Here is a 26,030-nt window from a genome sequence, read left to right as displayed (position 1 = left end):
CTTTATGCTGTTTTTCGCAATTCTAGTATATCAGATGAACGTATCTTTTGTGTTGCACTTCATTTTACAACAGGGCTCTTTTATTCAGCTTCTTTCCCGGTAGGAGTTTTCTCTTGTTTGGCCTCTTCATCGTATAGGGTTGGGGCCAAGATTTTCATCAGACTAGCTGTTCCAAAACGCATGATAGCTGCCAAGACTCCAAATATTGGAGCCAAGTTACGGAAAAAGAAGTCTCCTCTGATTAATTGAGTGATGAGGCCCGTAATGAGAAAGACCACGATTCCTTGAAGAATCGCATAAACAGCTATTTTCTTCATTGTTTTCATCTTGTACCAGTTCCTCTCTTTCTAGTAGACAGACTTATCCACAAGTCTGTGGATAAGTCTGTGAATATGGGGATAAGTTTCTTCAAAACCATAGGAAAAAGGTTGAGACTGGGTATTCTCAACCTCTTCGCATCTTACTTAAATTGATCCGGCTGGCCTTTATAGTTAGCCCAGTCCTGACTTAAGAAACGATTGTTAATCTTGTATTCAGGAGCCGGTTGAGGGTTGGAGACAAAAGGATCAACTGCTTTGTCAAAGGCCAACCATCCATTCCAGCCCATATGAATGGTGTCCTGCATAAAGTAAGGTTTATCACCATCTTTAGAAAAATCAGCAATATGGGTAAAGCCTTGACTTTCTAGTTGGTAACGGATTTTTTCAACTGTCCGTTGATACATTTCTTTACTCAAACCTGTATAAGCCATCCATTTCGAGTTCACTGGAGGGATGACAAAGATGACATTGGTTTTAGATTGAGCAAACTGATCCAAGACCAGTTGTAAATCATTGTATTCTGGGGATTGTTCATAGGATTCATTCTTTTGGAATCCTTTGAGTTTCTTGAGCTTACTCGCAAGACGATGAGTATAAAAACTATTACTAATGCCTAGTTTATTATTATTGGTTTTCTTTTTGGCTTCCGCCGTCGCCACCTCTTCCAAGGCTTCGTAAGAAAATGTATCTGGCAAGTCGTTTAAGCGAGAGAGAACTTTCTTCTCATAGTTGCTATTGTTCATTGCCGTAAAGGTGTTAAAGAAGGCATCCTCCCGACGAACAAAGCGCATGAGGGTCTGATTGAGACCTTTTTCAAAACTAGATAGATTTTGACCTTTGGCTAGCTTCTGAACTCCTCCCTGCATAGCTACATTAGGGTACTGCTGCAAGAGACGAGATGCCGCATACTGGCTTGCTGGTCCAGCTTCTTGGTTGGCCAAAAAGCTCGTTAATTGATCACTGTTAAAGTATTGCTGAAAGGCCGATGAATCATAACCATCCTTCGTAAACCACTGGGGCGATACCACATAGACAGCCGTTTTCCCTTCTAGTTGAGGAAGAATTTGCTGCATCCCAAAATATTGGTTCAAAGACGCCGCCCCTCGTTGTCCTAGAAAATACGGACGATAAGAGCGATCATACTTCTCAGCTAGTACTGCTGGGTGGACGATGTCAAATCGCAACCATTCGCTGGAACCAAAGAAGGGTACAAAACGATAGTTGGGATCCCCGAGCGCTTCTTCCTTACGGGCACGACTTTTGAAGCCTTCTGCCGTCAAGCTCACTGCGGCCTTTTTCTCTTCTGTCAGATTATGTTTGTGGTTAATCGGATAGAAAAAGAGAAGAGTAGCGACAAGAGCCATGGCGCAAAAGACTGGACCCAGAATCAGCCACAATCGTTTAAGCATTCTGAAGCTCCATGACACCTTCTACGATTTTGTTGGCAGTATTCCAGTCATCACGACCAAATTCAGATACTGGAACCCGAATATCGAAACGGTTTTCCAATTCAACAATCAACTCAACGGTTCCCATGCTATCAAGAACACCGGCATCAAAGAGATCCTCATCCATCATGTCTGAGACATCTTCCATAAACAATTCGTCAATAATTTCAATTACTTGTGATTTTACATCCATTTTTCATTTTTCCTTTTCTTATTTCATTTTTGGAAACCATTGCTGATCCAAGAAACCTGAGAATATCAGGAAGGACAGCATAACGGTATTGAAGGTAATAAAGATTCCAAGAGCCTGAGTCCAGCGATTATCTGGCAGGGGCTCAAGTCCTTTTGCTTTGCGCTCTTTATTCAGTGTCTTCTTCTTCCGAAGCCAGGCATCATTGATTACGAGACCTAGACCGTGGAAAAGACCATAAGCAACATAATACCAGGTCACTCCATGCCAGAAGCCCATGACCAACATGTTGATGATGTAGGCAACGTTTGACGTTGTAATCCGACTCTGAAAGACCTTGTTGCGCATCAAGACCATGACCAGACGCATAAAGACAAAGTCACGGAACCAGAAAGATAGGCTCATGTGCCAGCGATTCCAAAATTCCTTTAAATCACGTGATTTGAAAGGGAGGTTAAAGTTGATTGGACTCTTAATCCCCATCAGGTTGGATGCTGCAAGAGCAAACATGGAATAGCCTGCAAAGTCAAAGAAGAGGTCCAAACCAAAAACATACATCACCCCTAAGGTTCCTAGGTTAAAGACGCCCCCTTGAAGAAGGGCATAAGTCTTGACATGACCTAGCAAGAGATGACCAAAGATATGAGCTAGAATAAACTTATAGAGGAAGCCAAGCATGATATACTTGACGCTCTGCTCCAGCATATCGAGGAGCTCATCCCGATCTGGCATCGTTAGGTAGTCTTCATTAAAGCGTTTGAAACGATCAATCGGCCCACTTGAGAAAGTTGGCATAAAGAGCAAGAAACGCAAGAATTCCCATAGAGTAAAATCTTTGAGGGTCCCATCTCGCATCTCGATAATCATCCCTACCGCTCGGAAGGTCAGATAGGAGATCCCAAGAAAGCCCATCCAAGACTGGGTCCCATCAATGGCTGGTTGCACCTTCACAAAAACCAAGGGCAAAACGACCAAGAAAGAGTGAAGATAAAAGACCCACTTGTTATCACGCTGGCTTCGATAGAATTTATAGGAGTAGACCCAAAGGATTTGCCAAAAGAGGTAGAAAAGAACCGCATAGATTTGTTTCAAATCCGTCCCTGTCAGCATCAAAACAATAAAGGCTAGACTGACCAAGGCTTCATAGACTGGGAAACGCTTTTTAAAGAAGAGGCCAACAAAGATGGGCAATAAGGCCCCAATCAGATAAATAAAGTAGACCGGGGTGCCATAGGGTTCTAAATGAGGGAGCTGTTTCAAGAACTCGATCATCGATTGTTAACCTCGCTAATCAACCCTTTGATGTCGATTTTCCCGTTTGGAGTTAGCGGCAAGCTATCACGGTAAAGGAATTTTGAAGGCATCATATAAGACATCATGATGTGTTCCAAATCTTCCTTGATCGCTTTGGTAATATCAATCTCTCGCTCAAATTGTTCTTTGACCCCATCTTTTAAGATGACATAGGCCAAAAGATTTTGAACCTTGTGATCTTTGTTGTAGCGCGGTACTGCAACAGCCGAGTCAATGTACTGAGATTTGTTCAAGTTTTGAGAAACATCTTCTAGCTCAATACGGTAGCCGTTAAACTTGATCTGGAAGTCCATCCGACCACCATAGAGAAGAAGACCTTCATCTGTCATGGTTCCGACATCTCCCGTATGGTAGGCTGGAAGTCCTTCAAATTCGAAGAAGGCTTCTGCTGTTTTCTCTGGATTATTCATATAACCTTTTGAAACAGCTGGTCCAGACACGATGATCTCACCTTGCTCTCCATTTGGCAATTTATTTCCTTCCTCATCAATGATAAAGGTTGGAGAATCTTCTTTGGTATAGCCGATTGGCAAGCGTTTAAGAGTTGCTAACATCTCATCTGTGATTGCTACTGCCGACAAAGCAACGGTTGCTTCTGTTGGCCCGTAAGCATTGATGATACGCGCATTTGGGAAACGCTCGCGCAATTTCTGAGCGGTTTTCACGGTCAACTCCTCCCCATCAAAGTAGAAATGGGTGATGCCTGGCATCTTTTCAGCATTGAAATCTTCAGACAGCATGGCCATATCTGCGAAAGATGGTGTTGAAGTCCAGATCGCAATCGGAAGAGAAAAGATGGTTGCAAAGAGTTGTTTGAAGTCTTGAGTGATGGCTGATGGAAGGGCAAAAAGGGTTCCTCCAAGAGCCAAGGTAGGTGCCCAGTACATGACAGACAAGTCAAAGGAATAGGGTGGCTGCGCCAACATTTGCGGACGTTCTGGCGTCGCAAATTCCTTATCCGTGATCATCCAGTTGGTGAAGCTGAGCAAGTTATCATGCGAAATTTGCACCCCTTTTGGTTTTCCAGTTGTTCCAGAGGTAAAGATGATGTAGTAGTTATCATCCCCTTTGACCGGATGTTGCAAATCATAGGCATTCTGAGCCGCATAAGCTTCACGCACTTGCTCCAAGGACATGATCGGAGCAGCTGGGTTTTCGATTGGAAACTCATTGATGGCAATGATCAGGCTTGGCTCAGCCACTTCAATAATGGCAGATACGCGCTCCAAGGCAGAATGGCTATCAATTGGGATATAAGCATGGCCAGATTTGGTCAAGGCCACAAAGGTTGCCAACATTTCATATTCTTGACCACCAAAGACCACAACAGGTGACTTTTCAGGAAGTCCCATTTGGTCAATGTGGGCTGCTAAGCTATCTGAGTCTGCCTTCAATTGGCCATAGGTATGCTCTTCTCCAAGGACATTGTAGACAGGATAATCTGGTTGCAGTTGGGCGTAGCGTTCAATCGCCTCGATCATATCAGTAATTGGTTGGTTTGACACGGTAGGGATCTCCTTTAAAATTCATTGTAGATAAAGCCACCCTGACCTTGACCAAGGTAACTAAAGAAATAGAGTAGGGCTAAAAAAATAGCGAAATACAAAATTGTTTGCCCTATAAATTTATAAAGTGTTTTATGTTTCATCTTTTTCACTCTTCATTTTGATTTTCACTGACTATTTTACCATTTTTTGTTCAGTCATAGCAATCCAAACACAAAGAAATAATACTAGAAAACGTTACCATACGAGACGATTACTATCCTAATTTAAGCCAACCGCTATCTAAGCCTTATCTTGCCGTTTCGCAACTCTGACGAATCAACTCCAAACACTTGTCTAGATCTACATCTCTTTCAAAATGGTCGGGACTCCAGGGAACCTCTATATCCGGCTCCACACCTTGATCCGTCATTCCTTTTCCTTGATCCAAGCTTAGACAGCGAGAAGTAGGAAACATCAATCGATAATCCCCATAATCAACAGTACAACAATTGGAATAGTCTAAAATTCCTAGAGTTGGTCTACCTACCACTGTTACCTTCTTAAACTGCTTCATCATCTGGACAAAATTATCACCAGATGATCCACAATAAATATCTGATAAGATAAAGATCTGTTCGGGATATTGGCCACCTCTAACCTCTGGGAAGAATTCCTCGCTTTCTTGCTGATACGGTACATAGCCTTTCCCCCGATGGTGGATCAACTCCTCTTTCATATCTTCAAGTAGTTTAGTTGTTTCAGGACTAATTTCTTCCTGTTGCATCCAGTCCTCAAAGTCTTTCAAGCGTAAGTCGACATTGCGTTCCGTGTATAGAATTTCCATGCCATCATCGTCCCAGTCAAGCGAATCATAGCCCTGATCCTTCTCTAAGCCTAGATGTAACAGAGTAAGATATAGAGAATCTGTCCCTCCGCCGTTCTGTCGGACATCAATGAGAAGAAACTTGACCTCCGTCATCATGGGTAAACACTCTTGATATACCCGACTAATAGCTCCTTCATCCATAAAATTATCCAGACGAAGATAAAGAATCTCATCGTCTAATCGTTTCCAAAAAATCTGATCTTGGATTGGTTCTCGACTGGGCACTACTTCAATGGTCTTTTCTACCCCCTCCCGAAGCAGGGTGACCCTTGTGGACTGAGAGATCAAATCTGCCCATTCTCGGTAGTGTCTTTCAGGGGTCTTACTGATAAAATAGTCCTTATGGAGAGAGGCTACCTGCTCCAAGTCACTTCCATCCAAAGCTAAGATCTGATCTCCTACTTGAAGTCCTGTATCTTCATTTGCCTTTTCAACATAAAGTTGATGGTCCATTACGCGTAAGAGAAAGCCTTTCTGCCTAGCTTTTTTATTCTGAAAAGAGATATGGCCAATAATCCCAAAACTAGCTAGGTAGGACCTGACTTGATAAAGAAAGGCATCATCTGTCATATCATCTGTCATTTTTTCTCGAAAAGGCTCGGGATTGCATCCTTTTCTATCTTTGATGGTAGATGAATCGTGAGTCATAATAGAGACGACATCTTCAAAAATAGCTCTTTTTCTCATGCAGGACTCCTTAAATTTTTTAGAAATAGTATACCACTTTTCCTTAAAAAGTTCTTAAAAGCCTAAAAAGAGGCTGGGACAAAAGTCCTAGCCTCTCAATTGTCTTTGGATTATCGAGCAAGACGCAGTGGTTGAGTGGGCTCTACTACGCTGATTTTATCAGCTTTTACAGCCCTACTCAACTGTGCGGAGGTGGAACGACGAAATCGAATTCTAACGAATTACCGATTTCTGTCCCACTCTCTTCTATAAGTTCTTTCTTTTCTTAGCCTTCTTGGTCAAGGATACATCGCAATGATAAATTTCTTCTGTTAGGAGGGTCGTCATTGCAAAATCGTCAACTTCTGGTCTCAGATCCACTTCATAATCCAAGGTAAGCTGTTCCCCATTTTGGCTTGTATTAACCGAAATCAAGTCGACTTCTGTACAATTGCGATCCAACAGATGTCTGATCTTCTCTGCAATCCTAGCCTGATTTCCTAGCTCAATCGTCAGGTGACGGCGCCGTTGGTGGTCGGTCTTACTTTGCTTGGTTTCGAGCAAGAGCCAGATAGCTAACAGAAAGGCCGTAAACAAAACTGCCAATAAGAGGTAGCCCGACCCCGCTGCTAAACCAATAATCATGGCAAGGAAAATCGCGATCAATTCTCTCGAGCCGCTGGTAGCAGAACGAAACCGGATCAAGCTAAAGGTTCCCGCTACTGCAATCGAGGTCCCCAGACTCCCGTTCACCAGGAAAATCACCAGGGTCATCATGCAGGGAAGCAAGGTGAGACTGACGATAAATTCACGCGTATAGAGGGTACGGTATTTGTAGGTCCAAGACAGGGCCATCCCGAGCACCAGGCTGACCAGTAAGGCTAGCATCAGACGCACCGGATCTACGGTTGCCGTAGTATTGTTAAAAATAGAATCAAATAGATTAGACATAGGCAGCACCTGTCCTTTCTTGAATTGGCGTTGGTGCGTAGTCTAAGCCTTGTGACTTATGGTAGGCACAACTGTATTTCGAAAATTTCTGTTTGACCAGTCCGTACTTATCCAGAATGTCCTTCAGCCACTGAGGTTCTTCACCTGGGGCCTTGATTTCCATAATGATGGTATTTTCTTCTAACAAAGGCTCTCCAGCTTTCCCACGGAGGAGATTGACCTGCTGATCACGATAGACTAAGTTTTGGTCCAGGGTGACCCGAATCTTATTGTAAGGATAGCCTTGGATACTCTTCTTTTCTTTTAAGGACAAACGATCATAATGGATGTACATCTGAGGCTGTAGTCGGTAATCATAGCGCTGGCGCAGAGCTTGGATTTCTTGCACCAAGTCCAGATCCTGAATGGTCTGATCCACTAGTCCATCCGTCATGAGGCGGGTGATGGAGGAAGGGTTCGAGACCAGGCGGAACTTATGACCAATTCCTTCTGCATCCTTTGATTTTACTTCTAGAAAAGCCGGACTCTCCACTGTTGGATGCTCCACATAGGTCCGCATCCGGATCTTTTCACGACGGTTCTGTTTAGCAAGAGCATCTTGGATCACATCAAAGTCTTCGGTATCAAAATAGATATTCGAAATCGTGGAGATGGGATAATCGTCTTCAACAACATATTTCTTCAAATCTTTCAATAAATCATCCAAGTCTTCTTTATTCACCACATATTTGGTTTCAATCCGCTTGAAGCTTGTCTCTACCGTTTTTTTCATGTTTTTCTCCTTTTGTTCAATAAAAAGTTATCATTTTCTTTATCGTTTTTGTTGCAAAGCCACAAGTCGCTTTACTGGTTCCTTAGTTTAGTGGCCTTTTCTTAAGCTTTCATTAAGCCAAACTTAAAGAAAACTAAAGTTAAGATTCCTTTCAGAAAAACTTCAGGAAACTTTCAGCTAGCAACTTTAGACTAGGAGCATATCAAGGGAACGAGAGGAAAAGCTCATGAAATCAAACAAATGGAAATTCTTATTAACGGGGGCCGCAACCCTCACCTTACTGACAGCTTGTACCCAGGCGTCATCACAATCAGCTACAAAAAGCAATACTGCACAAACAACCGCTACTTCTACTTCAAAAAATAAAACAAACAATTCCAACTATTTTACAGATAAGGACAAGGACACCTCTTATGATGAAAGTAAAGCCTCTACTGTAAAACTATCTGGATCTTCTGCAAGTGTATCAGGTGACGGCATAGCTGTATCTGGATCAACTGTGACCATCTCAAAGGCTGGAACCTATGTCATCTCTGGTGAATCCGATGGAGTTCAAATCAAGGTCGAAGCGGGTGACTCAGATGATGTTCACATCGTCTTGAAAGGCGTTACCATGACCAACACCAACGCGCCAATTTCTGCTACGAAAGCAGGGCATGTCTACCTCACTCTAGCAGACGGCACGACCAATACCTTGTCTGATTCAAGTTCAAACAATGATGAAGATGCCGACGCAGTGATCTTCTCTAAGGGCGACCTCACCATCAATGGTTCAGGTACGCTCAACATTGACGCTAAGAAGAACAACGGTATCAAAGCCAATGACACTCTCCATATCACAGGTGGAACCTATAAGATCACGGCTGTTGGAGATGCCTTCAACGTCAATGATGAACTCAATATCACTGGTACGACCATGACCATCGATGCAGATGAAGATGCAGTCAAGGTGGATAACGATGAAGATACATCTGTCGGAACCATGTATCTGTCTGACAATACCATGACCATTTCAGCTGGGGACGATGGCATCCATGATTCTGGTGATCTAGTCATCGATAGCGGAACTTACAAGGTGACCGAGTCTGTCGAAGGCCTTGAAGGAAAATCAATCACCATTAACGGTGGAGATATCACCATCTACGCAAGCGATGACGGTGTCAATGCGGCCAATGCCAATGCCAACCAAGATGAAATTTTCTTCACCATGAATGGTGGAACCCTCAACGTTGAAGTTGGGCAAGGCGATACCGATCCAATCGACTCTAACGGCAATGTCACTGTGACTGGAGGAACCATCAATTTGACGGGACAATCCGGCTTTGACTTTGATGGAACAGCTACCTACACAGGCGGAGATATCTATATCAACGGTGAAAAACAAACAGAAATTGTCAACTCCATGCCTGGAGGCGGTGGGGCTCCCGGAGGTGGCGGACCTCAAGGCGGTGGACCTGGCAAGCCTGGTGGACGCTAAGTCCTTCTTCCAAGGCCACTAACTGAAGCACACAAGAGTTATTAAAAGATGACTCCCTCGCTTCAAATGAGATCACAAGGAGCTGACCCTTACAGGAGAGAAAGCTTGTATGAATACCTACTTCGTACAAGCTCTCTCCTGTTTTTTCGTGCTTTCCAAGCTTTTATAGTGTACAATAGAAGAAATAGCGCTCTATGATTAGAAAGGGATTTATATGATGTCTAAAAAAATTACTCTCCTTGCAACGCTCTTTTTGAGTCTTTTCTTCTTGACAGCCTGTATGTCTGATTTTCAATCATATTTCAAACCGGAAGAAACGAGCTCTCGTGCCTCTTCTAAAAAACAAGAGAAAAGTGAAAAAGAAGCCTCATCGTCAAAAAAATCATCTAAAGCTAGCTCTTCCAAAAAAGAGAAGAAAGAGTCTGAGACAGAAACCAGCTCTAGCAAAAAAATGGAGGAGCTCCCTGCCAATGCTAGCGAAGCTCCAACAGACAAGATCTATGCAACAGGCGATTCTGTCGTTTACTATAGAAAAGATGGCGATACATTAGAAGCCGCAACACCGGATTACGAAGGCTATACTAAAAAATTTGTTCAAAAAATTCTTGGGGAACCTGAAAATGTCCTTAACGACCCAAAGTATCTGGTAGAAACCTTCTCAGAAAAGGAACGGGAAAACCTCGTGAAACTATATCAAGAGGGACACTTAACAGATGAACAGCTTCGTGCTTTTTGGGCTGGTGCGATCGATATCGCTCAAGCCACTAGGTTCGGTCAAACGTACACGGTTTATATCTACAAACAGGGCCAAGTACAACTGGTCTTCAAAGAAGATAACCTTATCTACATCACTCCAAATCCAGAAGTGCTTTATTTTAACTAAGAAAAAGCCCTCTTCTCTATTGAGAAGAGGGCTTTGTTTCACATGAAACTTTAGATAGAGGAAGCTTAGTCTTCTTCCATCTTTTGAGGTTGATAGGCCATCATTCCTAGACCAATACACAAGCCCAAAACTAGGGTAAGGAAGGTGACTTGCCCACCTATCTGACCAGATAAGGAAATGGTTTCCCTTAATCCCGATACGGTATAACTCATTGGCAACAGTGGGTGAATAGTTTGGAAGAAACGATTGGTGAGGGCAAGCGGATAAGTCCCTGCACTAGAAGCCAGTTGAAGGAGCAAGAGAATCAAAGAGATAAATGCTCCGACCTTGTTGTTCCATGTCGTTAAGGCGGTTACCACGGACATGAAGGTCACACTTCCTAACACACAGAGGAAGAGAGTCAAGCTTTCATGGTTTGCCGCCATTCCGAGCAGGTGGACAGCTCCGTTGACCAGGACACCAGCCAAGACCGCAATCATCCCGTTCACTTCCAATCTCGATTTAAGCCAAGCCCAACGACTTTCTGGATGACGCCCAGATGGCAATTTGGCAAAAATCATATTGGTAGAGAGAGCCGCGACGAAAAGGGCAACAGATATCATATAAGGCGCCATTCCTACTCCGTTCACTGAAACATTGTCATGGTCTGTCTTCGAAAGAGTGATTGGATCTGACAATACGCTTGCATTTTCTTTTTCAGTGCTAGCGCTATTTAGTTGGTCCTTAGCTGAACTCAAGCCTTGACTAAGATTTTGACTACCTGTTTGGAGATCAGCCAAACCTCCGACAAGAACCTGACCCCCTGCCGCTAATTGACCAGAGCCATCAGCTATCTTAGTTGCACCATCCGCCAATTGCTGAGAACCTGATAGTAACTGACCTGATTTATCCGATAACTGATCAACTCCTGATACCAGTTGATCAACACCGCTAGCCAAAACCGGTGTTTGACCATTTAGTTGACCGATCCCACTAGCTAGCAATCCAGCGCCTGTTGTTAATTCGCTAGACTTACTAGTCAATTGGTTGGCTCCTGAAGCTAATTGATTCATTCCAGCAGTCAGAGTTGGCATTTTCCCATTTAGGTCTCCCAATCCTGCTGCTAGTTGATTACTTCCCATTACCAAGTCACCAGATTTCTGATCCAGCTGACTTGTCCCCGCACTCAATTGAGTAGCTCCTGCAATCAAGCTACTGCTATTATCCGTAAGCTGACTAGCTCCACCGGCTAACTGATCCACCCCTGTCGTATAGAGTTGAACGCCCTGGCTAAGGGTTTGGCTTGCTGGTAGAAGTTGCTCTGTCACTGCGGTCTGTAGGGAGCTCAAGCTAGTTGAAAGAGTATTCAAGGTAGACGAAGCTGTTGGCAAGATCTGGTTGGCACTTTCTTTTACTGTGGCCAAGGGACTCTCGGTTGTTAAGCTTTCTTGCAAGCCTTGAACAGTGGTTAAAATCGCTTGAGCAGCAGTCTCCGTGCTACTTGAAGTAGCAGAGACAGCAGCCGTCATTTCTGCCTGTTGCTCAGCTGTCATCGATTGATAGGCAGCAGTAGCTTGAAGATTTGCTAGCACTGAATTGCGGTCAGCCTGTGCTGCTGCTGAAATCCCTTGAGCAGAGGTGGCGATGCTTGCCAAAGCTGTGCTGAGTTGACTGGTATCTCCGCTCGTATTCTGAATAGCTTCATTTAATTGGGTGAGGCTTGCTGTTAATTGGGCAAGTTGCTCTTGTTGATTTGGTTGCGGAGTGAGTTGTGTGGATAAGGTTTGAATGCCTGTCTCTAACTGAGATACTCCGTTTCTTAAGGCTTCCGATTGGCCGCTTAATTGACTAGCTCCACCACTGAGAGTAGCAAGCCCTGAGCTATAGCTGGTGAGGCCAGCCGTCAAGTTACTAGCACCAACATTCAACTGACTAACTCCCTTTGTGTAGGTATCCAGTCCCGTTGAGAGAGTCGTCATCCCTGTATGCAATTGGCCAATCCCAGAGGCTAACTGTGGCGTTTGACTAGCCATTTGGTTTAAACCATTTCCCAGTTGTCCAACTCCCGACGTATAGGTCGTCAAACCACTACTAAAGGTTGTAAAGCCATCATGAAGTTGCCCAACTCCCGACACGAGAGTCGGAACTTTTTCCTGCATTTGATGAAGACCAGTTCCTAATTGGCCAACTCCATTGGTGTAGGCCAAGAGACCAGTGCTAAGAGTCTGTGCCCCATTTGAAAAAGACAGACTCGAGTTGGACAAGGTGGTCAAATGGTCTGTCAAGGTCTGTCCACCCTCTTTTAGCTGACCAGCACCGTTCGCTAATTTCTGGCTTCCTTCCGCTGCTGTTCCCATACCTGTCTTCAAACTTCCCATCTTTTCGAAAAGAGCGCTGGTATAGGTTTGGGTGACATTGCTAGCAACGGTTTGCTGGATTTTTATCATGGCTGAATCACTCATCTTACCAGCAATAAAGCTATGTCCACTAGATGTTTGGTAGGCAATGGTCATCTGTTCTGGGTGATTGGTTAAGATAGAAGCAGCTTTAGCAGATAGATCCTTAGGCAAGGTCACCACCATATAGTAATCACCCTTTTCCAACCCATCTTTAGCTGCTTTTTCATCGACAATATGAAAATCCAGGGCGTCACTTTTCTCAAAATTGGACACCATGTCTTTTCCGATTGTCAATTCTTCTTCCTGATAACGAGCTGGCTGGTCTTGATTTACAACTGCTACTGGCAGGTCGGAAACCTTGCCATAAGGATCCCACATAGAGGATAGAAAGATCACATTGTAGAGAGCTGGTATCAAGGCAACCCCGATCATCACAACGATGAAGGTCGGTTTCCTAAAAATCGCTTTCCATTCCTTAAACATTTTTCGTCTCCTTTTTATACACATTGTCTAATTTTTTTGATATAATTGATTATACAGTTCTTTTTAAAAATCGCAAGTTAAAAAAATCATTTTTGGACACTGTGTATAATTTTGTGTATAAAAGAGGGAGACTAGAATGGTTACCGAAAGCAACAAGCGAATAAAAACAAAACGGATCATCCAGGAAGCCATGGTTGACCTGCTTCATAGGGAGTCCTTTGATGAGATTTCAACTGTTCAGTTGGCAAAAGAGGCTGGTATCAGCCGGAGTAGCTTCTATACCCACTACCGTGATAAGTACGATATGATCGAGCGCTACCAACAGGAATTTTTCCACAAAGTTGAATACATCTTCGACAAACAACAAGATGATAAACACCAAGCTGTTACCGAAGTTTTCGAATTTCTCACCAAGGAGCCCCTCTTTGCTGTCCTTCTAACCGAGAATGGGACAAAAGAAATTCAATCCTTCTTGCGACACAAGCTACAAGTTCTACTAGTCGATAGCTTGCAAGAACGTTATGGCCATCGATCTTTGACCGAAATCGAAAGAGACTATAGTTCCGTCTACCTCACCAATGCCTTCTTTGGAGTCTGTCAAATGTGGGTGGCCCGTGGGCAAAAAGAAAGCCCCCAACAAATGGCGGACTTCCTATTAAAAATGCTGGAATAAAAGAGAGTGGGACAGAAATCGGTAATTCGTTAGAATTCGATTTCGTCGTCCCACCTCCGCACAGTTGAGTAGGGCTGTAAAAGCTGATGAAATCAGCGTGGTAGAGCCCACTCAACCACTGCGTCTTGCTCGATAATCCAAAGACAATTGAGAGGCTAGGACTTTTGTCCCAGCCCTTTTATGTTATGTTTCTTTAGTTCCCTGCTCCTAAAAATTGATCCACAAAGAAACTGAAGTAAGATTTTTCTCCTGTGATCAGGACACACTTCCCTTCCAAACCGTATCGTAGGAGTTTGGCCTCCTGATCCTTGAGACGAAGAACTCCCTCTATTTTGAAAAAGTTCCCCTGTTCTGTCCGAGTGGCACTCGAAGCAATTGAGCTAATACGGGCCTCTAGCGTAATTGGTTTTTGTTTACTTCCCTGTGTGCTAAAGCGAATCCGATCACCTACATGAATCGTGGCTATATCTTTTGAAGGGATATAGGTGACAATCTTGACTTCTTTTTCTTTCTGAATGAGAGGATAAACTTGAGCCAAAGGAGTACCTTCCGCTACAATACTCGCTCCTTTTGTTTCATCATTCAAATGAATCACCCCTTCATCCTTGGCTAGAATCCGAGTCTTCTGAAGAAGATTTTCTTGTGTTTTTAACTTACTGTCTAGATCTGCGATTTGCTGAGAAAGAAGCAGCAAATCTTGTCCAACTTTACTCAGCTGTTGAGCTTTCAGAGAGGCTATTTGACTATCTAAGCTGGTCGAAAAAGCTTGTTGGCTTCCGGATCCCGCATATTGGATGCGATAATTAGAAATACTCGCCTCTAACTGTTGGATTTGACTATCTAGCTGACTGATAAAAGAAGCTTGTGCTTGAGCGTTTTCTTCTCCATGTGGTTGCTGAGCGTAACTCTGGTAGAGAGAATAAAGTGGATGAGTCGCATCCAGACTTCTTCCTTCTAGTAGAGCTGATTTTAGACTATGGTAATCAGCTAATCGCTTCTCTTGGTCTTGGATAGCTTGGCCAATTTCTGCTTGACTGGAACTTGCACTGGCATTTTGAGAGGCAATGGTTGCATTCTGTTGATGGACTTGCGCTTGGAGAATCGCTATTTGTTGCTGATAATCCTTAAACAGCTGGTCATACCCAAAATGCTCAGTTCCTGTAAATTGGCTCTCCCCTGTCTCAATGCTCGTTTTCAACAATTTTAATTGTTCCTCCTGTTTCTTTAAGAGGTCGAGCTGTTGCGTTAAGCTCATTCCTTGCTGTTTTTCCTGAACCTCTTGGTATTCTACCAAGATTTCTCCCTTCTTAATCTCTTTATTTTCCTTCAAATGGTTGACTTGGATGGGAGAATTACTCGTTGACTGGATTTGGTCCACCACGCGCGTAGCTTCAATCGTTCCACGACTAGACAAGGTCACTTCCTTCTTGGCAAAGACAGAGAAACCGACAACAAACAGTAGTAAAAGAAAACAAGGGACTACCCATAAACTAGCAAAATTGTGGAAACGTTTCTGATAGAATTCTGCACTTTCAAAATATTTTTCGTTCATCATACTTTCTTTTTTTCTCCTAGTCCTCTCTTAACAAGTAACCAAATGGCTGTAATAGCCATTCTTTTTCAGCAGTTCTTCATGGCTTCCTTCTTCTTTCAGACGACCTTGGTCCATGAGGAAGACTTTTTCAGACCGTTCTGCAATCGTTAACCGATGAGCGATAAAGATAATCGTTTTGTCTAAGGCCATCAAGCGGTCCACAATTTTCTTCTCCGTCAAGATATCCAGGCTGCTGGTCGCTTCATCCAAAATCAGAATCGGAGCATCCGTTAATAAGGCACGCGCCAAGGCAATCCGCTGCCGTTGACCACCAGAGATTCCCATGCCATCCGTAGTCAATTCTGTTTGGTAATTGAGGGGCATACGCTCAATGTCTTCTCGAATTCCTGCGATTTCAACAGCGCGCAAGATATCTTCCTGACTAGTTCCTTCCCGCGCTCCCAGTAACAGGTTCTCTAAAATCGTACCATTAAAGACATAGGGCTGCTGGGGTAAATAATTGATTTGCTGGCGGAGCAAAGTTTTATCCACTTGCTGGATATCCGTTCCTCCTAGGCGAATCGTCCCTTTATTGGGTTGGTAGAAATTCACCATCATCTTTGCTAGCGTGGTTTTTCCAGAACCTGAAATACCAACAAAACTTACCTTGCTCCCTTTTTTGATCGTGAGACTGATATCGGTAAGAACGTTAGCCCCAAAACCGTATTTGTAGTCTACTCCTTCAAAAACCAGATCACCATCGAGAGCATCACGATCTTGAAGAGGTTTCTTATCTGCGAACTCAGAGTCTATCAAATAGACTTCATTCAGACGGGTATTGGCCACTCGGGCTGCTTGAAGTTTGGTTTGGAGGTTGATCAAGTTCTCTAAAGGGCCTGTGAAATAAACAAGGAGAGTGTTGTAGGTGATTAACTGCCCCAAGCTCAATTCTTGCTTCATGACCAAATGAGCTCCCAACCACAAGACCAAGACATTCAAAATCAACTGGGCCAAGTGCTTGAGCCCCTTTTGTAGACTCTCCGCCTTGCTCATGGCAAAGGACTTCTTGAGATAGTCCACAAATTCTGAGTCAATCTTTTGATAGCGACTCCGCTCACTGGTAAGAGACTTGATAGTTTCGATCCCATTGATATCTTCGATGATGGAAGATGACAAGACACTATTAGCTTCCATGGTTTCATTATTTAAGCGCTCAAAAGGCTTCATAAAGGCAAAAATAATGACCGCATAAATCGGTAGCAAGAGAATGGTCAAGAAAAAGAGGTGAGCATTTTGGCTAAACAGGACTACTGATAAAATCAAAACAATAGACAGATCCAAAAAGATTGAAAGCAGTGTACTAGCCAGAGCATCGATAATGCGGTTGGCATCTGTAAACCGTGACACCACTTCTCCTGTCCGTCGAGTTGCAAAGAAACTCATAGGCAACTGAAAAACATGCTTAATATAGGACAGAATGACATCAATAGACAAGCGCTGGCCTAAAACAAGAAGCAAGTAATCTTGCGCATAGGTCAGGACCTGCTGTAAGATGTAAACCACGATCAACCCTAGTGAAATCACACTCAGCGTCTGCTTCATCTGATCAGGCACATAGGTATCAATAATCGATTGTAGGTAGTAAGAACCCACAATATTGATGAGGGTTACCAATAACGTTGCAAGAACAATATGCAGAACCAATTTCCGCTGTTTAAACAAAAGAGGGACAAAATCTAAAAGCCCATTTTTCTTTTCTTTACTTGGTTGATAGGCTGGAGTCGGGGCCAAGGCGATAACAATCCCTGTCCATTCCTGTTCAAACTCTTCGATCGTTAATTTAGTCATCTTTACCTTTGGATCTGGATCGGCTATGTAAAGATACTTTTTATCTTTTTTATAGACTACGTAATAGTGAGGGAGACGCCCATCCTTGATCACGTGGACAATCAAGGGATAGGTCACTCCTTCCAAGTCAAAAAGTGTGCGATCTGCTCGGAAGGCGCGTGTCTCAAATCCCAACTCTTCAGCCACCTTGACCAGACCTAAGGCGGTCGTTCCATCTGCAGTCGTTTTTGCCTTCTCCCGCAGACTGGCTAAAGAATAGTATGAACCATAGTAGCCAAAAACCATGGCCAAAGCCGCAACACCGCAGTCTCTCATATCAACTTGTTGGCGATAATGTTTTTTCTTAAATCCCATAAGAACCCTTTCCAATCGTTTGTTTCATCTTAACAAAAAGGACTATCTGAGAAGAAAAAATTGCTATTTGGTTTATTATTTTAGGTATTCGGTCACAAAAATCTCCAATTCAGGAGAGTTGTTATTTATTTTGCAAAAGAAAAACCACCTATTTTAAGACGGTCATTTCTTTCTATGAAGTAAACTTAGGGAGCAAATATCTAAGCAAACCCAGAAAACAACGGTTTAAGACAAAACAAAAAGCCCACTGTTGTAGGCTTTCTGCAAGTTTTTTCTTAAAATTAAAGCATTTTGTTGTAGAATTCAACGACAAGTGCTTCGTTGATTTCTGGGTTGATTTCATCGCGTTCTGGCAAACGAGTCAATGAACCTTCCAATTTTTCAGCATCGAATGATACGAATGCTGGACGTCCAAGAGTTGCTTCAACAGCTTCAAGGATAGCTGGAACTTTAGCTGATTTTTCACGAACTGAGATCACTTGACCTGGAGTTACGCGGTATGAAGGGATGTCAACACGTTTTCCGTCAACAAGGATGTGACCGTGGTTAACGAATTGACGAGCTTGACGACGAGTAGTCGCAAGTCCAAGACGGTAAACAACGTTATCCAAACGACGTTCCAAAAGAAGCATAAAGTTGAAACCGACAGTTCCTTCTTTGATCTTAGTAGCTTGTACGAACAAGTTACGGAATTGTTTTTCACCAAGTCCGTAAGAGAAACGAAGTTTTTGTTTTTCAGCTAATTGCAAACCGTATTCTGACAATTTTGAACGGTTGTTTGGTCCGTGTTGACCTGGTACGTAGTTACGACGTGCCAATTCTTTACCTGTACCTGTAAGTGACAAGCCAAGACGGCGAGATTGTTTCCAAGATGGTCCTGTATAACGTGACATTTGAAATGTCCTCCTATAAAAATAATTTTTTGTAGGAAATAACGTTTTAGACAAACCTGATTCGTTCAGAAAGCCTTCGCCCAAACAGCAAAGGTTACTTTTCTAGCTGGCTTCCTGTTGACGAGCTTCATTTTGTCCTGCTGTCATTTCGCACAAATTCTATTATACCACCAATACCAGTCCTTGTAAAGTTGCTTTCTCATTTTTTTGATTTCTTTCTATAAATGAAAAGCAAAATGAGGTTTTCTAGCTAAGGACTTTCTAAATCACACATTTTGACTTAGATATACATGTATTAACTCTCCTATCCTATCTGTTTACAGGAATCTTTACACCTTTTTTACAACTTGTCAACCATGATTGTTTCAACACCCTCCTAAGTCCCTCTATTTTAGTGATATGAAGAATATATATGAGACTTCTCTTCAAAAGATTCCCTGTCTAATATTGACAGATTTGATCGTAAAATTGACATCTTTGTCAATAAATTTACAAAACAAATGTTTATGATATGTTCAAGACATCAAAAAAACCATCTCCAAGAAGAGACGGTTGGAAGTTCTAGCTTACCCTAGCTACATTAGTCTAAGTAATGAATCAAATTTTTCTCAGTTAAAATATCTGAGTAAGTATACGATTCAACATAGGTTGCTGCTGGTTCACCAGGTAAACTGTTTTCATTAGTGTATTCAATAATAAACAAAGAAGGATAAACTTCAATTAATCGACCAAACTTATTTTTTTGACGTTTACGACCATTTTCCAAGGTCATTTCCACAATTTGACCTTCATGAGCCTTGATTTCTTCTTTGATTTTTTTCATTTTTGCCACATCTGTAAATGCATCACTCATTCATTATTCCTCTACTCTCTTTGATATGCTGGAGAACTTATTATATTCTTTCTGGAAGATTAACTCCACTGTTCCACGCGCTCCCGAACGGTTCTTTTCAATGATGACTTCAACCTTGTTATTCGGCAAGCCTTCTTCTTCCTCACCTGCACGTTCATAATAGTCATCACGGTATAGAAAGGCAACAATATCTGCATCCTGCTCGATGGATCCTGATTCACGGATATCAGATAGAACCGGTCGCTTATCTTGTCGTTGTTCGACTCCCCGAGACAGCTGACTAAGGGCAATCACAGGAACCTTCAATTCTTTCGCCAAAATTTTTAATTGACGAGAGATTTCTGAAACTTCCTGTTGCCGGTTTTCACGTCCAGTGCCTGTAATCAACTGCAAGTAGTCGATGAGGATCAAGCCAAGATTACCTGTTTCTTGTGCTAACTTTCTAGAACGAGATCGAATTTCTGTAATCCGAATACCAGGAGTATCATCTATATAAATGCTGGCATTGGCTAGATTTCCTTGAGCAATGGCATACTTCCGCCACTCATCATCCGTCAACTGACCAGTACGAATAGAATGAGACTCAATCAAGCCCTCTGCTGCCAACATCCGGTCCACCAAACTTTCAGCCCCCATTTCCAGTGAGAAAATAGCGACTGTTTTATCCAACTTGGTTCCGATATTCTGGGCAATGTTTAGAGCAAAAGCAGTCTTACCAACCGCTGGACGCGCTGCAAGAATAATCAACTCTTCTTCATGAAGACCTGTTGTCATATGGTCAAGATCTCGATAACCTGTTGCAATCCCCGTAATATCCGTTGTCTGCAATGACCGAGTTTCAAGACTTCCAAAGTTGATATTTAGGATATCCTTGATATTCTTGAAACCACTTCGATTGGCATTTTCACTAACATCAATCAGGGCTTTTTCTGCGCCTGCAATAATCTCATCCGACGGACTCGCTCCATCATATGCTTGATTAATGCTCTCCGTTAAACGGGCAATCAAGCGTCTTAGAACCGCTTTTTCGGAAACAATCTTTGCGTAATATTCCGCATTGGCTGAGGTCGGAACAGAGTTGATAACTTCAGCTAGATAAGAGAGACCACCGATATTTTGCAAGTCCCCTTGGCTATCTAAAATATTGCGAACGGTCGTCGCATCAATAGCATCTCCCCTATCTGCAAGGTCAATCATCGCCTTAAAAATTAACCGATGGGCATATTTAAAGAAATCTGCTGGCTCAATAAACTCACGAACAAAAACCAGTTTCCCCTCATCAATAAAGATGGCTCCTAAGACAGATTGCTCTGCTTGGATATCTTGAGGCTGGGTTCTTAATTCTTCTATCTCAGCCATAGTCATTCCTTTCTAACGATTTACTTAACCTTCGTTTACCCGAATTTGGATAATACCTGTAATATCCTGATAAATTTTAACAGGCACATCAATCAAGCCGACAGAGCGAATTGGAGAAGCCACTTGAATGTGACGCTTATCGATTTTGATTCCAAATTGTTTTTGTAGTTCTTCTGCAATTTTTTTATTGGTAATCGAACCAAATGTACGTCCATCGGGGCCAATTTTTTCTGTAAATTGGACAACGGTCGTTTCTTCTGCTAATTTCGCTTGAATGTTTTTCGCTTCTGCGACTAATTCCGCATGGGCTTTTTCTTCAGATTTTTGCTTACCACGAAGTTCCCCAATCGCTTGGGCGTTAGCTTCTTTAGCTAAATTCTTTTTGATCAAAAAGTTTTGAGCATAACCTGTTGGGACTTCTTTAATTTCCCCTTTTTTTCCTTTTCCTTTTACATCTGCTAAAAAGATAACTTTCATTCTTCTTCCTCCTTATCCTTTTGGACCTCTTCTTGAATACAGTCAATCAATTGGGTACGAACTTGATCGATGGTTACATCTGCCAATTGAGAAGCTGCCGAATTAAAGTGGCCTCCGCCTCCCATTTGCTCCATAATTTTTTGCACGTTGACTTTGCTTCTACTTCGAGCTGAAATGGAAATGCTTCCCTGTTCATTCAGAGCAATGACAAAGGTCGCTTCAATTTTAGACATGGCCAACATACTATCGGCTGCTTTACTAATGGTAACCGTTCCATAAGGAACATCTGATGCTCCTGTTGCCACAATAATATGTGGGAAGACCATTTGACCATTTAGAATCAATTCATTTACTTCGCGGTACTCATCGAAGTTAATTGCTGAAATTTCCTGGATGAGGACACTATCACTGCCTCGGCTTCGTAAATAACTAGCTACATCAAATGTACGGCTCGTTACGCGAACAGAGAAATTCTTGGTATCCAACATAATTCCAGCCATCAAAACACTGGCTTGTATCTTATTCAAGCGGTTCTTCTTAGAATTCTGGAACTGAAGCAATTCCGTAACCAACTCACTTGCACTACTTGCTCCACTTTCAATATAAGTGATCATGGCGTTTTCAGGAAAGTCTTCATCCCGTCTATGGTGATCGATGACAATGACTTGGGAAAACTTCTCATACAATTCGTTTGAGAGTGTGAGAGCTGTCTTCGAATGGTCTACCATAATCAAAAGGGATTGATCGGTTACCATCCGTAGAGCATCTGAAACCGTTACTAGTTTAGTCGCTCCATCTGATTGAATTTTTTCAACCGCTCGTTCAATATCATGAGCCATAGACGTATCATCATAAACAGCATAAGAGCGTTCGTTGATATTGTTTGCAAATAATTGCATCCCAATCGATGCCCCCAATGCATCCATGTCTAATTTTTTGTGGCCAACAACAAATACCTGATCAACCGATTTAATTTTTTCAGAAATAGCTGTCATCATCGCACGAGTACGTGTACGGGTGCGCTTGATAGAAGAAGCTGTCCCCCCTCCAAAGAAAATAGGATCCTTGCCTTCTTCTTTTTCTTTTACAACCGCTTGGTCACCCCCTCGAACCTCAGCTAAGTTTAGATTCGATAAAGCAACTCTACCAATTTCATCATGATTGCCATCTCCGTATGAGAATCCCATACTTACCGTAATGGGTAATTCACGATTTTTCGCTTCCTCACGGAATTGGTCAATAATAGAAAATTTGGATTCGATTAATTGTTCAAGAACGGTATAGTCGGTAAAAAGATAAAAGCGATCCATCCCGACTCTTCGGTAAAACATATGGTATTTTTCCGAGAATTCTTCAACAAAGTTTGCAATAAAACCATTGATGCTACTGATATCCGAATCAGACACAACATCTTCTAAATCATCATAGTTGTCTACGGACATAATCCCGATGACCGGCCTAGTCGTTACAAGACCAACGTTGGCCTCATACTCACTAGACGCATCAAAAAAATAAACGACACTGGCGTGGGAATCTAGATAAACAGAATATTTCTTATCTCCAATGGTTGCATAATGGCCTTTCCCTTCAAAAGGAATCGCCAACACTTGTTGCAGGTATTCCACATCGAATTGTCCATCCTCAGTGGAGAAAATCAACTCCGCATAAGGATTGAACCACTCAACTTCATTGGTTTCACCGTTTACCTTGATTACACCAACTGGCATTTTATCCAGTAGCGAGGCCAATCCATTTTCAGCCTGATGATTGACATATTGAATTTGTTCTAGCTCATCCAATTCTACTTGCTTTAATTGATGAAGAAAGAGATAGATGACACCGGAAAGAATCAATAGAATCACAAATAAATTTGCAATTGTGCTACCCAATAATCTGGAACTGATGGCTAATATAATAAATGCTAACAAACCTACCATACAATAATGGATAGGCGTCATACGAAATTTTTTCATCATAAACCTCTGTTGGGCCATTATACCATAAAACATAAGAAAAAGCGAGGCCCGTCAAGCCTTTCCACCAAAGAAAAAGCTGGCAGGGATCAAGGTCCGGTCGCTCATTTGTCAAACGGTGTAAAGTATATTTACACTATTGTAAATATACAGTAAAACGAGAAAAGAAGTAGCTATTTGGCTACTTCTTCCACATATTTACATCATAACAAGTTAGGATTCTTTTTCTTGATTCTTAGAAATGCTCCGACTCTTGCCTTCAAGATAAACCATCAAGATAGAAATGTCAGCTGGGTTGACACCCGAAATCCGACTAGCTTGACCAATCGTTTCTGGATTAATCAACTTGAATTTTTGACGAGCTTCTGTGGCGATGGAGTCAATATCGTCCCAATCAATATTGGCTGGAATTCGTTTTTCTTCCATTCGCTTCATTTTTTCAACCTGATCTAAAGCTTTCGAGATATAACCCTCGTACTTAATTTCAGTTTCGATCAGCTCGATAATCTTATCATCTAGTTCTTCAGCTGCTGGTCCGATAAAGTTAACAACATCTTGATACGATACTTCTGGTCGTCTCAAGAATTCTTTGGCTGTGACAGCATCTGTCAATGGTTTAAAACCTAGCTCTGCAACCTTTTCGTTCGTTTCCTTTACAGGTTTTAGCTTGATACTGTCAAGGCGCTTCATTTCATTTTCAAACTGATACTTCTTGGTTTCAAACCGTGCCCAACGTTCGTCATCCACTAGACCAACCTCGCGACCAATTTCTGTTAAGCGCATATCTGCATTATCATGACGAAGAATCAAACGATACTCAGCACGACTGGTTAACAGTCGATAGGGCTCAACTGTTCCTTTGGTCACCAAGTCATCAATCATGACCCCAATATAACCATCACTCCGTTTCAAGATGAGCTCTGGTTTTCCTTGGATTTTTAGAGCAGCATTGATCCCTGCCACAATCCCTTGACCAGCGGCCTCCTCATAGCCAGACGTTCCGTTGGTTTGTCCTGCGGTAAAGAGACCTGAGATTTTCTTAGTTTCTAGTGTTGCTCGCAATTGATGTGGAAGGACCATATCATACTCAATCGCATAACCCGTTCGCATCATCTCAGCATTTTCCAATCCCTTAATAGAATGGACAAGATCTCTTTGCACATCCTCTGGTAGACTGGTTGACAAGCCTTGGACATAGACTTCTTCTGTATTGCGTCCTTCTGGCTCAAGGAATAGCTGGTGGCGTTCCTTATCCGCAAAGCGAACAATCTTATCTTCAATAGATGGACAATAGCGAGGTCCAACTCCCTTTACAACACCTGTAAACATTGGAGCTCGGTGTAAATTGCTGTTGATGATCTCGTGGCTTTGACTATTGGTATAGGTTAACCAACAAGGGATTTGATCCTTTAAATAATCCTCGTCACGCGAATTGTAAGAAAAGTGATTTGGATTCTCATCACCTGGTTGAATTTCCGTTTCTTCATAATTGATTGACGATGCCTTTACACGTGGTGGCGTACCCGTTTTGAACCGTCCAATTTCTAGTCCAAGATTCTTGAGATTTTCAGCCAAATTGATAGAAGCAAGGCTATGGTTAGGGCCTGATGAATACTTGAGATCTCCAATGATGATTTCACCACGTAAAGCTGTTCCAGTCGTGACAATGACAGCCTTGGCCCCATATTCTTGGTGGGTCGCAGTTCGAACACCAATAACCTTCCCATCTTCTACCAAAATTTCATCAATCATGGTTTGGCGAAGGGTCAAGTTTTCTTGGTTCTCAACCGTCTTACGCATTTCCTTAGAGTAGAGCTCCTTATCTGCTTGAGCACGAAGGGCACGAACCGCTGGTCCCTTTCCTGTATTCAACATCTTCATCTGAATATAGGATTTGTCAATATTCTTGGCCATCTCTCCACCGAGAGCATCTACCTCACGGACCACAATCCCTTTTGCTGATCCACCGATTGAGGGATTACATGGTAAAAATGCCAACATTTCAATATTGATGGTTGCAAGTAGAACTTTACAACCCATACGGCTCGCAGCAAGGGAGGCTTCTACACCTGCATGCCCCGCTCCGATCACAATAATATCGTATTCTTCTATAAAATTATAAGTCATTTTTTCTCCTATTCTTTAAGATGGATGTGTCGTAATTGTCCGTCCCAATCTGGTAAGGCAGTTTTTAAAAATGCCGGCTTTAGATTGACACTATGTAAATCATCTACAGCAAGCCACCGGCAAGGTAATGGCTTCGCATCTTCTTGCATCGTTAACGGTGCATCTCCCAGTAGGTCCACAAAATAATGAAACTCAATATTATGATAGTGGACCCCAGCTTGTTCAAAGCGATTTTCAACAATGAAAGCTAACTGAACAGCTCTAGATGCGACCCCAAGTTCCTCTTTTACTTCTCGAACAACAGCATCTTCAGTAGCTTCATCCACTTGAATGGCACCTCCAATTGTATAAAAACCGTCCTCATCTTCTACGACTAACAAGCGATTGTCTTTTACAATCAAAGCAGTCGCTCTCACACCAAAAACCGTGCGATCCATTTTCGTTCGAAAATCCTGCTGTTGCATCTTTTATTCCTCTCAAAAAACGACACAAAAACAGTCAAAACTCGCAAGAAGTGCAGGACAAAAAAGCCTGCAACATCCATGAGCTTTGACCATCATTTCTATTGCTTATTTTATTGTAGCAGATTGACTGAATTTGTCAATTTGCCCTGTTGTAAAATGAAGTGCAACACAAAAGATACGTTCATCTGATATACTAGAATTGCGAAAAACAGCATAAAGG

22 protein-coding genes are annotated in these 26,030 nt (G+C 42.4%); 3 read left to right on the top strand and 19 right to left on the bottom strand.

Going from position 1 to position 26,030, the window contains the following annotated elements:
* Window positions 1–80 precede the first annotated feature (80 nt).
* From K1J10_RS06690 to K1J10_RS06650, 9 genes are all read right to left on the bottom strand, one after another.
* Entirely contained in the window at window positions 81–317 is a 237-nt protein-coding gene (locus tag K1J10_RS06690) for a hypothetical protein (protein WP_185759943.1), read from the bottom strand.
* Window positions 318–460: 143 nt separating this feature from the next.
* Window positions 461–1,729: a D-alanyl-lipoteichoic acid biosynthesis protein DltD gene (gene dltD, locus K1J10_RS06685; protein WP_223356327.1), complete on the bottom strand. Its 1,269-nt coding sequence runs from the start codon at window positions 1,727–1,729 to the stop codon at window positions 461–463.
* Complete coding sequence (gene dltC / locus K1J10_RS06680; protein WP_006595371.1) at window positions 1,722–1,961, bottom strand: D-alanine--poly(phosphoribitol) ligase subunit DltC; 240 nt, start codon at window positions 1,959–1,961, stop codon at window positions 1,722–1,724. Before dltC ends, dltD begins: the two co-directional genes overlap by 8 nt.
* An 18-nt stretch (window positions 1,962–1,979) precedes the next feature.
* On the bottom strand, window positions 1,980–3,230 hold the full coding sequence (gene dltB / locus K1J10_RS06675) for a D-alanyl-lipoteichoic acid biosynthesis protein DltB (protein WP_223356324.1): 1,251 nt from the start codon (window positions 3,228–3,230) through the stop codon (window positions 1,980–1,982).
* Window positions 3,227–4,777, bottom strand: coding sequence for a D-alanine--poly(phosphoribitol) ligase subunit DltA (gene dltA / locus K1J10_RS06670; RefSeq protein ID WP_061564511.1), 1,551 nt, complete (start codon window positions 4,775–4,777; stop codon window positions 3,227–3,229). The genes dltB and dltA overlap by 4 nt, the downstream gene beginning before the upstream one ends.
* Before the next feature lie 14 nt (window positions 4,778–4,791).
* Complete coding sequence (locus K1J10_RS06665) at window positions 4,792–4,920, bottom strand: teichoic acid D-Ala incorporation-associated protein DltX (protein WP_006595368.1); 129 nt, start codon at window positions 4,918–4,920, stop codon at window positions 4,792–4,794.
* A gap of 146 nt (window positions 4,921–5,066) precedes the next feature.
* Window positions 5,067–6,332 (bottom strand): S41 family peptidase, encoded by a 1,266-nt coding sequence (locus K1J10_RS06660; protein ID WP_223356321.1) that lies wholly within the window; start codon window positions 6,330–6,332, stop codon window positions 5,067–5,069.
* 246 nt (window positions 6,333–6,578) lie between these two features.
* Window positions 6,579–7,262, bottom strand: a complete 684-nt coding sequence (locus K1J10_RS06655; protein ID WP_061564513.1) for a DUF4956 domain-containing protein — start codon at window positions 7,260–7,262, stop codon at window positions 6,579–6,581.
* Window positions 7,255–8,034 carry a polyphosphate polymerase domain-containing protein gene (locus K1J10_RS06650; protein ID WP_125329303.1) on the bottom strand — a complete coding sequence of 260 codons (780 nt, stop codon included), beginning with the start codon at window positions 8,032–8,034 and terminating at the stop codon, window positions 7,255–7,257. Before K1J10_RS06650 ends, K1J10_RS06655 begins: the two co-directional genes overlap by 8 nt.
* Before the next feature lie 226 nt (window positions 8,035–8,260).
* Here K1J10_RS06650 and K1J10_RS06645 point away from each other — a divergent pair, with 226 nt between their 5' ends.
* Window positions 8,261–9,511, top strand: coding sequence for a carbohydrate-binding domain-containing protein (locus K1J10_RS06645; RefSeq protein WP_223356318.1), 1,251 nt, complete (start codon window positions 8,261–8,263; stop codon window positions 9,509–9,511).
* Between the two features lie 217 nt (window positions 9,512–9,728).
* The gene (locus K1J10_RS06640; protein WP_223356315.1) at window positions 9,729–10,394 is read left to right on the top strand and encodes a DUF4947 domain-containing protein; all 666 of its coding nucleotides are present in this window, start codon (window positions 9,729–9,731) and stop codon (window positions 10,392–10,394) included.
* 65 nt (window positions 10,395–10,459) lie between these two features.
* On the opposite strand, the gene K1J10_RS06635 is transcribed toward K1J10_RS06640, so the two are convergent.
* Window positions 10,460–13,255 (bottom strand): YhgE/Pip domain-containing protein, encoded by a 2,796-nt coding sequence (locus K1J10_RS06635; RefSeq protein WP_223356313.1) that lies wholly within the window; start codon window positions 13,253–13,255, stop codon window positions 10,460–10,462.
* A 136-nt stretch (window positions 13,256–13,391) separates the two neighbouring features.
* Here K1J10_RS06635 and K1J10_RS06630 point away from each other — a divergent pair, with 136 nt between their 5' ends.
* On the top strand, window positions 13,392–13,928 hold the full coding sequence (locus K1J10_RS06630; RefSeq protein ID WP_006595361.1) for a TetR/AcrR family transcriptional regulator: 537 nt from the start codon (window positions 13,392–13,394) through the stop codon (window positions 13,926–13,928).
* A gap of 193 nt (window positions 13,929–14,121) precedes the next feature.
* Here K1J10_RS06630 and K1J10_RS06625 read toward each other — a convergent pair whose 3' ends face one another.
* The 9 genes from K1J10_RS06625 to K1J10_RS06585 form a co-directional block, all read right to left on the bottom strand.
* Window positions 14,122–15,483: a bacteriocin secretion accessory protein gene (locus K1J10_RS06625; protein WP_048690969.1), complete on the bottom strand. Its 1,362-nt coding sequence runs from the start codon at window positions 15,481–15,483 to the stop codon at window positions 14,122–14,124.
* Between the two features lie 27 nt (window positions 15,484–15,510).
* Window positions 15,511–17,664, bottom strand: coding sequence for a peptide cleavage/export ABC transporter ComA (gene comA / locus K1J10_RS06620; RefSeq protein WP_223356312.1), 2,154 nt, complete (start codon window positions 17,662–17,664; stop codon window positions 15,511–15,513).
* Between the two features lie 281 nt (window positions 17,665–17,945).
* Window positions 17,946–18,557, bottom strand: coding sequence for a 30S ribosomal protein S4 (gene rpsD, locus K1J10_RS06615; protein ID WP_003009175.1), 612 nt, complete (start codon window positions 18,555–18,557; stop codon window positions 17,946–17,948).
* Window positions 18,558–19,137: 580 nt separating this feature from the next.
* On the bottom strand, window positions 19,138–19,410 hold the full coding sequence (locus K1J10_RS06610; RefSeq protein WP_048715069.1) for a Veg family protein: 273 nt from the start codon (window positions 19,408–19,410) through the stop codon (window positions 19,138–19,140).
* A 3-nt stretch (window positions 19,411–19,413) separates the two neighbouring features.
* Window positions 19,414–20,769: a replicative DNA helicase gene (gene dnaB, locus K1J10_RS06605; protein ID WP_061564521.1), complete on the bottom strand. Its 1,356-nt coding sequence runs from the start codon at window positions 20,767–20,769 to the stop codon at window positions 19,414–19,416.
* Window positions 20,770–20,793: 24 nt separating this feature from the next.
* The gene (rplI, locus tag K1J10_RS06600; RefSeq protein WP_048715073.1) at window positions 20,794–21,246 is read right to left on the bottom strand and encodes a 50S ribosomal protein L9; all 453 of its coding nucleotides are present in this window, start codon (window positions 21,244–21,246) and stop codon (window positions 20,794–20,796) included.
* Entirely contained in the window at window positions 21,243–23,219 is a 1,977-nt protein-coding gene (locus K1J10_RS06595) for a GGDEF domain-containing protein (protein ID WP_455906970.1), read from the bottom strand. The genes rplI and K1J10_RS06595 overlap by 4 nt, the downstream gene beginning before the upstream one ends.
* 213 nt (window positions 23,220–23,432) lie before the next feature.
* Entirely contained in the window at window positions 23,433–25,346 is a 1,914-nt protein-coding gene (gene mnmG / locus K1J10_RS06590; protein ID WP_223356310.1) for a tRNA uridine-5-carboxymethylaminomethyl(34) synthesis enzyme MnmG, read from the bottom strand.
* A gap of 8 nt (window positions 25,347–25,354) precedes the next feature.
* Window positions 25,355–25,810, bottom strand: a complete 456-nt coding sequence (locus K1J10_RS06585) for an NUDIX hydrolase (protein ID WP_223356307.1) — start codon at window positions 25,808–25,810, stop codon at window positions 25,355–25,357.
* Window positions 25,811–26,030 lie beyond the last annotated feature (220 nt).

The organism is Streptococcus australis (assembly GCF_019930045.1).
GTDB classification, from domain to species: Bacteria; Bacillota; Bacilli; order Lactobacillales; family Streptococcaceae; genus Streptococcus; species Streptococcus australis_D.
This window is presented reverse-complemented; position numbering and strand designations above follow the sequence as displayed.

Coding starts and splice junctions, on each gene's coding strand:
- K1J10_RS06665 (WP_006595368.1), bottom strand. CDS start 4,920: ATGAAACATAAAACACTTTATAAATTTATAGGGCAAACAATTTTGTAT.
- dnaB (WP_061564521.1), bottom strand. CDS start 20,769: ATGGCTGAGATAGAAGAATTAAGAACCCAGCCTCAAGATATCCAAGCA.
- dltC (WP_006595371.1), bottom strand. CDS start 1,961: ATGGATGTAAAATCACAAGTAATTGAAATTATTGACGAATTGTTTATG.
- rpsD (WP_003009175.1), bottom strand. CDS start 18,557: ATGTCACGTTATACAGGACCATCTTGGAAACAATCTCGCCGTCTTGGC.
- dltB (WP_223356324.1), bottom strand. CDS start 3,230: ATGATCGAGTTCTTGAAACAGCTCCCTCATTTAGAACCCTATGGCACC.
- K1J10_RS06640 (WP_223356315.1), top strand. CDS start 9,729: ATGTCTAAAAAAATTACTCTCCTTGCAACGCTCTTTTTGAGTCTTTTC.
- rplI (WP_048715073.1), bottom strand. CDS start 21,246: ATGAAAGTTATCTTTTTAGCAGATGTAAAAGGAAAAGGAAAAAAAGGG.
- K1J10_RS06595 (WP_455906970.1), bottom strand. CDS start 23,219: ATGAAAAAATTTCGTATGACGCCTATCCATTATTGTATGGTAGGTTTG.
- K1J10_RS06630 (WP_006595361.1), top strand. CDS start 13,392: ATGGTTACCGAAAGCAACAAGCGAATAAAAACAAAACGGATCATCCAG.
- K1J10_RS06655 (WP_061564513.1), bottom strand. CDS start 7,262: ATGTCTAATCTATTTGATTCTATTTTTAACAATACTACGGCAACCGTA.
- K1J10_RS06635 (WP_223356313.1), bottom strand. CDS start 13,255: ATGTTTAAGGAATGGAAAGCGATTTTTAGGAAACCGACCTTCATCGTT.
- K1J10_RS06610 (WP_048715069.1), bottom strand. CDS start 19,410: ATGAGTGATGCATTTACAGATGTGGCAAAAATGAAAAAAATCAAAGAA.
- K1J10_RS06625 (WP_048690969.1), bottom strand. CDS start 15,483: ATGATGAACGAAAAATATTTTGAAAGTGCAGAATTCTATCAGAAACGT.
- K1J10_RS06660 (WP_223356321.1), bottom strand. CDS start 6,332: ATGAGAAAAAGAGCTATTTTTGAAGATGTCGTCTCTATTATGACTCAC.
- K1J10_RS06690 (WP_185759943.1), bottom strand. CDS start 317: ATGAAGAAAATAGCTGTTTATGCGATTCTTCAAGGAATCGTGGTCTTT.
- K1J10_RS06645 (WP_223356318.1), top strand. CDS start 8,261: ATGAAATCAAACAAATGGAAATTCTTATTAACGGGGGCCGCAACCCTC.
- dltD (WP_223356327.1), bottom strand. CDS start 1,729: ATGCTTAAACGATTGTGGCTGATTCTGGGTCCAGTCTTTTGCGCCATG.
- K1J10_RS06585 (WP_223356307.1), bottom strand. CDS start 25,810: ATGCAACAGCAGGATTTTCGAACGAAAATGGATCGCACGGTTTTTGGT.
- K1J10_RS06650 (WP_125329303.1), bottom strand. CDS start 8,034: ATGAAAAAAACGGTAGAGACAAGCTTCAAGCGGATTGAAACCAAATAT.
- mnmG (WP_223356310.1), bottom strand. CDS start 25,346: ATGACTTATAATTTTATAGAAGAATACGATATTATTGTGATCGGAGCG.
- comA (WP_223356312.1), bottom strand. CDS start 17,664: ATGGGATTTAAGAAAAAACATTATCGCCAACAAGTTGATATGAGAGAC.